This window comes from Dickeya sp. NCPPB 3274 (genome assembly GCF_000406205.1).
Lineage (GTDB): Bacteria > Pseudomonadota > Gammaproteobacteria > Enterobacterales > Enterobacteriaceae > Dickeya > Dickeya fangzhongdai.
The window spans coordinates 4,769,964-4,776,744 of the sequence record NZ_CM001979.1; the positions used below are offsets into that span (position 1 = coordinate 4,769,964).

At 51.3% G+C, this 6,781-nt stretch carries 6 protein-coding genes; all 6 read left to right on the forward strand.

The genetic code is table 11. The annotated features are described in order from the left end of the window. The first annotated feature begins 113 nt into the window (after nucleotides 1–113). A complete protein-coding gene (locus DXX3274_RS21330) occupies nucleotides 114–1,190 on the forward strand; it encodes a dipeptidase (RefSeq protein WP_042861562.1) in 1,077 nt (358 codons plus the stop codon). 128 nt (nucleotides 1,191–1,318) lie between these two features. After that, a complete protein-coding gene (locus DXX3274_RS21335; RefSeq protein ID WP_042861564.1) occupies nucleotides 1,319–2,227 on the forward strand; it encodes a LysR family transcriptional regulator in 909 nt (302 codons plus the stop codon). Nucleotides 2,228–2,356: 129 nt separating this feature from the next. Further along, nucleotides 2,357–3,220 (forward strand): YicC/YloC family endoribonuclease, encoded by an 864-nt coding sequence (locus tag DXX3274_RS21340; RefSeq protein ID WP_042861566.1) that lies wholly within the window; start codon nucleotides 2,357–2,359, stop codon nucleotides 3,218–3,220. A 168-nt stretch (nucleotides 3,221–3,388) separates the two neighbouring features. Continuing rightward, the gene (locus DXX3274_RS21345; RefSeq protein ID WP_042861567.1) at nucleotides 3,389–3,709 is read left to right on the forward strand and encodes a helix-turn-helix domain-containing protein; all 321 of its coding nucleotides are present in this window, start codon (nucleotides 3,389–3,391) and stop codon (nucleotides 3,707–3,709) included. A gap of 188 nt (nucleotides 3,710–3,897) precedes the next feature. Continuing rightward, complete coding sequence (locus tag DXX3274_RS21350; RefSeq protein ID WP_050569916.1) at nucleotides 3,898–6,276, forward strand: glycoside hydrolase family 19 protein; 2,379 nt, start codon at nucleotides 3,898–3,900, stop codon at nucleotides 6,274–6,276. Then, complete coding sequence (locus DXX3274_RS21360) at nucleotides 6,273–6,743, forward strand: hypothetical protein (RefSeq protein ID WP_042861568.1); 471 nt, start codon at nucleotides 6,273–6,275, stop codon at nucleotides 6,741–6,743. Before DXX3274_RS21350 ends, DXX3274_RS21360 begins: the two co-directional genes overlap by 4 nt. Nucleotides 6,744–6,781: the final 38 nt, after the last annotated feature.

Below are 6,781 nucleotides of genomic sequence, written 5' to 3' on the forward strand. Positions count from 1 at the left end.
GTGGTGCGGTGAACAAAATTTCTCCGCCTGAATGAACCGCACCAGCATGGTGCAGATCAGGTTCCATTTCAGAAAATCATTTTTCTTTCAATCCAGTATCGGTACTTTCTTCCATGTCAGATTCGCCCATGTCAGACAAGCCGCTTGTACATAATCTCCCTGTCTTCGATGGCCACAACGACGTGCTGTCACGCCTGTGGCGACTTCATCGCGATAATCCAACCGATGCCTTTCTGAACGGGCCGTCGCAGGGTCATATTGACCTGCCCCGGATCCGGCAGGGCGGATTCGCCGGCGGCCTGTTCGCCACCTACGTTCCCTCGAACCGGAGTGATGCAACATCCATACCAGATAGCAACGTTTCATTAACCACTCCGTCCATGGCGCAGGCGCGCGACGTCAGCTTCTGGATGCTCGCCACCCTACTGCGCCTTGAGGCGGCATCCGCCGGGCAACTGCGGGTGTGCCGCAGTGCGGCCGATATCCGCCGCTGCATGGCGGACGGCGTGGTGGCGGCGGTAATGCACATTGAAGGCGCCGAGATGCTGGACGCCTCCCTGGACCTGCTGGATATTCTCTACGCCGCCGGGTTGCGCAGCCTGGGGCCGCTATGGAGCCGGCCGAACATCTTCGGTCAGGGGGTGCCGTTCCGCTTCCCTTCCTCGCCCGACACCGGCGATGGCCTGACCGACGCCGGGCTGCGACTGGTGCGCGCCTGCAACGCCAAACGTATTCTGGTGGACCTCTCCCACATGGATGAAAAAGGCTTCTGGCAGACGGCGGAAGTTTCCGACGCGCCGCTGGTGGCCAGCCACTCCAACGCCCATGCGCTGTGCGCCCAGTCGCGCAACCTCACCGACCGCCAGTTGGCGGCGATCCGCGAGCGCGACGGCTTTGTCGGCGTCAATTTCGGTACCTCCTTCCTGCGCGCCGACGGCCAGAAAGACCCGTCCGCCACGGTGCAGGAGATCGTGCGCCATGTGGAGTATCTACTGGAAAAACTGGGCGAAAATGGCGTCGGCTTCGGTTCCGATCTGGACGGCACCACCATCCCGGGCGACCTGAAGGATGTGGCGGGTTTCCCCATTTTGGTGCAAGCGCTGGCCGATCGCGGCTACTCACGCACCCTGTTGGAGAAAATCTGTTACGGCAACTGGCTGCGGGTACTGGAAGCCACCTGGGGCGAATAGCCAACGGACGCGGCCTGCCGCCATCCGGCCGCGTTTTTCAATAACATGGCGTGGATCTTGCTTGTTTATGTGTTGGATCGTGCTCCATCGGGCCGGTCGGGCACACATCACACAACAGGACTCAGGTTATGCGTTTACGCCACATCGAAGTCTTTCAGGCGATCGTTCAGGCCGGCACCATCAGCGGCGCGGCGCGGTTACTCAACGTTTCCCAGCCCAACGTCAGCCGGGTGCTGAATCACGCCGAACAGCAACTGGGTTTCGCGCTGTTTGAACGCCGTTCGCAGGGATTGGTGCCAACGGTGGAAGGGCAGCGGCTGATGCCGGAAATCGAACAGCTCTATAGCCAGTTGCAGGGTATTTCCCGCCTGACCGAACAGATCCGCAAAGGCCAGCGCGAGGCGGTGCGGCTCGGTGCGGCGCATGCCTTTGGCCAGATGATTGTCGCCCCGGCGATGGTGGAGTTTCAGCAACAGGCGCCGCTGGTGAATATGGAGCTGGTCACCGAGCACTTCAGCACCCTGTGTCAGAACATTCAGCAGCATCAGCTCGACCTGGCGCTGGTGTTCGGCCAACAGGTGCCGCCGGATTTGCTGGCCGAACCGCTGTGCCAGTCGCGTATGGTGGCGATTCTGCCGAAAGACAGCCCGCAGCAGGGGCCGGTGTCGCTGGAATGGCTGTGCCACAACAACCTGCTGATGATGCAGCAGCAGGACCCGCTGGGCCAGGTCGTCCATCGCGCGCTGCGCGATCGTCGCCTCAAACCGGCGGCTTCGCTGTACATCAAGACCTACTCGGTGATCGCCGATATGGTGCTGGCGGGCGGCGGCACCGGCATCGTCGACCTGTTCACCGCGCGCCGTTATGCCGATCAGCTCAAAATCGTGCCCATCAGCCAACCGCTGCCGTTTGAGGTGATGCTGATCAGCCGCCGCGACATCCCGCAATCCCGCGAGATCCTGCAGCTTAAACAGGTGCTGAAAAGCAAGTGCCGCGAACTCGCCAGCCAGTGCCTGCCGCTGCTGGAAGCGGCGTAACCACTGCCGTACGCTTTCGGCCATCGCGCGGTTTGGCCGGAAGCCGTGATTTGTCAGTCCGTTACCGCTGTCGCTTTTAGCCGGTCGCCCGTTATAATTACCCCATCACTTCTTAACAGGTATGCACCGATGATTCGTAGCATGACCGCTTACGCCCGGCGAGAAATCAAGGGTGACTGGGGCAGCGCCGCCTGGGAGCTTCGCTCCGTAAACCAGCGTTATCTGGAAACCTACATCCGTTTACCCGAGCAGTTCCGCAGCTTAGAGCCGGTAATCCGCGAACGCATCCGCAACCGCCTGACCCGCGGCAAAATCGAGTGCGGCCTGCGTTTTGAACTGGACCCGCGCGCACAAGGGCAACTCATCCTCAACGAGCAACTGGCCAAACAGCTGGTGGTGGCGGCGAACTGGGTGAAAATGCAGAGCGACGAAGGCGAAGTCAACCCGCTCGACATCCTGCGCTGGCCGGGGGTGATGTCGGCGCAGGAGCAGGATCTGGACGCCATCAGCGCCGAACTGATGCAGGCGCTGGAAGCCGCGCTGGACGACTTCATCCTCGCCCGCGAAAGCGAAGGCAACGCGCTCAAGGCGCTGATTGAACAGCGGCTGGTAGGCGTCAGCGCCGAAGTCGCCAAGGTTCGCGCCCACATGCCGAACATTCTGCAATGGCAGCGGGAAAAACTGCAAAGCAAGTTGGATGAAGCGCAGGTGCAGCTCGACGGCAACCGGCTGGAGCAGGAACTGGTGCTGCTGGCGCAGCGCATCGACGTGGCCGAAGAACTCGACCGGCTGGAAGCCCACGTGCGGGAAACCTACAAAATCCTCAACAAGCAGGAAGCCGTCGGCCGCCGTCTGGACTTCATGATGCAGGAATTCAACCGCGAATCGAACACGCTGGGTTCCAAATCCATCAACGCCGACGTCACCGCCTCCGCCATCGAACTGAAAGTGCTGATTGAGCAGATGCGGGAACAGATCCAGAATATCGAGTGATTTCCGTACTGCGCGACTGACTATTACAACGCCCTGTTTTCAGGGCGTTTTTTGTCGCTCACTATACTCCGTTTTCCGCCTGATCGCCTCGACACTAAACAGCAATGTCGACCATAACTACGATAATCGTAGTATCTAAAGCCCATCATGACTACGAATATCGTAGTTATGAAATCAAGACCAAACTACCATGACGTTTTCTGTCAACGACTTAAGCAAGCCCGGCTCGCGAAAGGCCTGTCACAGAAAAAACTCGACATCGCTGCCGGGATCGATGAATTTGTGGCAAGCACCCGCATTAACCGTTATGAAAAGGGCGTGCACGAAGCCAGCATTGACACCGCTCAACAACTCGCGGGCGCGCTGGATGTCCCGCTGGCGTTCTTCTATACCGCAAATGATGAATTGGCAGAATTGATGCTGGTGTTTTTGGGGCTGTCACCAGAGAAACGGGCAGAGATTTTGGCGTTAGTGAAAACGGTTGGGTAGTAAGTCAGCGCTCAGTTTTTCTACACTGACAGGGATAGGATCACACTTACCATCAGCTATTCAGGAACCCCAGCCAACGCCGCAATCATCTGGCATGATGTGCGGATAAAGCGTATGTTACCGTCTGTATTCAGGGAAAAACCGTTTACGATCAGGCCGATCGCTCTAGCGGTGCAAGGGAGAACAGGATGGACACGCGTTATCCGATACGGAAAGCGGATGGAAAGGATTACGACAGTCTGGATACGTTACTGAACGTTTTGCGGAATGAACCGGACGGCTGGTGGCTGGCTAGCAGTAACCGACAGTGGCATGGCGGCATCCACATCAGCCGTCGTAGCGCCCCGGAATCAGTGCTGACCTCAACGAACGCCGACAGAGCGGTTCCACTTCAGTGTATCGCCAGCGGGGAAGTGGCGGCATGGCGCATCAATAAAAACTACTGCACCGCGCCGTATGACAAATATCAGTTGCGCTATTCCAGCACGTTTCTGCTGGTGCGCTCGGAACATCAACCGAATCCGGACGACCAGAGCACATGGCTGACGTTTTACACGCTGTATATGCACCTCGTTCCAGTTTCTTCTTACCCAACGCTAACGAATTGTTACCGTGTCAAACCCAATATAAATAACTTATCGACAAGCGAATACAACGGCCGGGAAATCAGCGGGCAAAAATTGCCTAAAGCGGGAAATATCACACTCAAAGAAAATGATTTACTGGTGGTTTCAAAACAGGAAACATTCAAAGTAGGGCACGAAAGTACTAACGGTGTTTTCGGGTTGGCCCAACTCCTGAAAGATGGGAGTGTGAATGAAAAAAAATTCTGGGTTTCCCTGGAGAATCGATTTGTCGAGCCGGTTACCCCTCGCTACCACCGTATACCGGAATGGATGACTAAAGCTGTTGAGCATGGAAAATATGATGCTGTGGTCATCCCCGAAGAGAAATTGACGATCAACGCCGGAGACGCAGTCGGCTTTTTAGCAGAAGATAATGCTCCCGCCAAATCCGGTTCTGGTGGTGTGGATATAGACTTTTATTCGCACATTGAAGTCATCAGCGTCGATACCAATATGCCCGGTTTTCTCTCTAATCCCAAACAGATTAAAACCGGTCGGGCCTTTGTGAAGATAAAAGCAGGAAAGCCGTTATATCAGAAATCCGGTGAAGGTGACGACACAACATTTACGCCAACAAATACGGTGACCAAGGGTACGGATGATGGAAGAATTCTGCCTCGAGATAAAGCCAGCCCGATAGACGCGCAGGGAACAACGTGGTTTCAGATCGCGCCGGATAACTGGGTGAAACGCGAAGATGTGGATGAGTTAAGCCAACATGATTTGTCTGAACTGGGCTTTATTACGCTGGAAGAAACATCGACGGACGATTTCGGTTCTCTGCTAAAAGAAAATTTTCTCAAAGGCATTTTTGACTGGGTATCAAAATCCCTGCGGGGAGAGACCGAGTTCGAATGCCAACAGGGATCCGAAACGTATAAAAAGCTGGTGAAAGTCATAGACCAGAACAATGACGGGAATTTATCACAGTACGAACTGGCTGCATTTGAAAAACGTATCTTCGAAAATTTACATTCCGGAGAAAATAACGTACCTGACCTGGTACGTCGGCTGATAGTCAAACATGACAGCGAATGGTTTGGCGACAGCAAACATAAACACTGGCAATCTTTCCTTAACAACGACAGTTACCCCGAGATGATGCCGTATCTGAAAAAGTGGCGGGATGATATGGCGTGGATGAGTGAGGTTCCCGAGTTTAAATCGGGCAAACCTGTTTGGCATTTTCATCCGGTGGAGTTTTTGGATTATATTAGTTCAACAGATGGACCAATAACAATTAACATGGTATTAGCAGCAAATCTTGGAATGAATAAAAATCAATGTGATATTGTTCTACCATATATGAACAAATATGCAATTAGATATAAAATTAATGATGATGTTGAAATTGCACATTTTCTTTCTCAAATTGGCCATGAAAGTCAATTTAAACCGTTAGAAGAAGGACTTTCATATAGTGCAAAAAGAATGAGAGAGTTTTTCGGATGCAAAGAGGGAAAGTATGATGACTCTCGTGACGAATGTGTAATCGGGCGATTACGAGAAAAATTGTGGACTCATGAGACGTACTATGCAAGAAATCCAGTCAATCTTGGAAACTATGTTTATGCTAAACGATTAGGAAATGGCAATGAGGATAGCGGTGACGGATATAAATATAGAGGAAGGGGAATGATACAGTTAACTGGAAAAGATAATTATCGTGATTTCACGATTCAACATAATGCGAACAATCCTGATGACATGAGAGATTTTGTCAATAACCCTGATTTACTTACAGAAATTGAATATGCGGTAGAATCAGCTTTCTTTTTCTGGTGTAATAAAAAAGATAAGAATGGTAAGTCATTAAGAGATATTGCAAAAACAGGCAGTGTTTTGGATGTCACATTAGTAGTAAATGGCGGAAAGAATGGCTATAACGACAGAGATGAACGACATTCCAGAGTATCAAAAGCAATAAAGGAGGGGAAATGAAAACAATATCCGTTTTTTTATTATTTTTTATTTCATTTTTTTCTTTTGCATCAGATATTATTCAAGGACCATTTCATCTAGATAATGGTTCAGCCATTTCATTCCAAAGAAAAGATGAAAATGTTTTATTTATTAAAAGCGAAAAGAACCGACTGGATATCATAGATACTTATGAACCCGAGGGAGAAAAAGCTCAAATTGAAACAGTTTTCTTTACAAAGTTAGAAAAAATAAGAAATGTCATTGTCCTTATATCATGGAAACAATACCACCCAAGCCTTGGAATTGATGGGGTATTATATGAGATTAAAGGTTATCGTTATCTAAACGGTAGACTAAAAATCAATGAAAGGCTATTAAAAGATAATAACCTATCAGGTTTTGATGGAGTGAAAAATGACAATCACTTTGTATATAAATACAAAAACGCTGAGACAATAAAGGAATACTTGAAGAAAAGTTATTAGGGATATAAATAGAATTTAGTCTGTTTGCGAGATGATTT

Coding starts and splice junctions, on each gene's coding strand:
- DXX3274_RS21335 (WP_042861564.1), top strand. CDS start 1,319: ATGCGTTTACGCCACATCGAAGTCTTTCAGGCGATCGTTCAGGCCGGC.
- DXX3274_RS21350 (WP_050569916.1), top strand. CDS start 3,898: ATGGACACGCGTTATCCGATACGGAAAGCGGATGGAAAGGATTACGAC.
- DXX3274_RS21345 (WP_042861567.1), top strand. CDS start 3,389: ATGAAATCAAGACCAAACTACCATGACGTTTTCTGTCAACGACTTAAG.
- DXX3274_RS21340 (WP_042861566.1), top strand. CDS start 2,357: ATGATTCGTAGCATGACCGCTTACGCCCGGCGAGAAATCAAGGGTGAC.
- DXX3274_RS21360 (WP_042861568.1), top strand. CDS start 6,273: ATGAAAACAATATCCGTTTTTTTATTATTTTTTATTTCATTTTTTTCT.
- DXX3274_RS21330 (WP_042861562.1), top strand. CDS start 114: ATGTCAGATTCGCCCATGTCAGACAAGCCGCTTGTACATAATCTCCCT.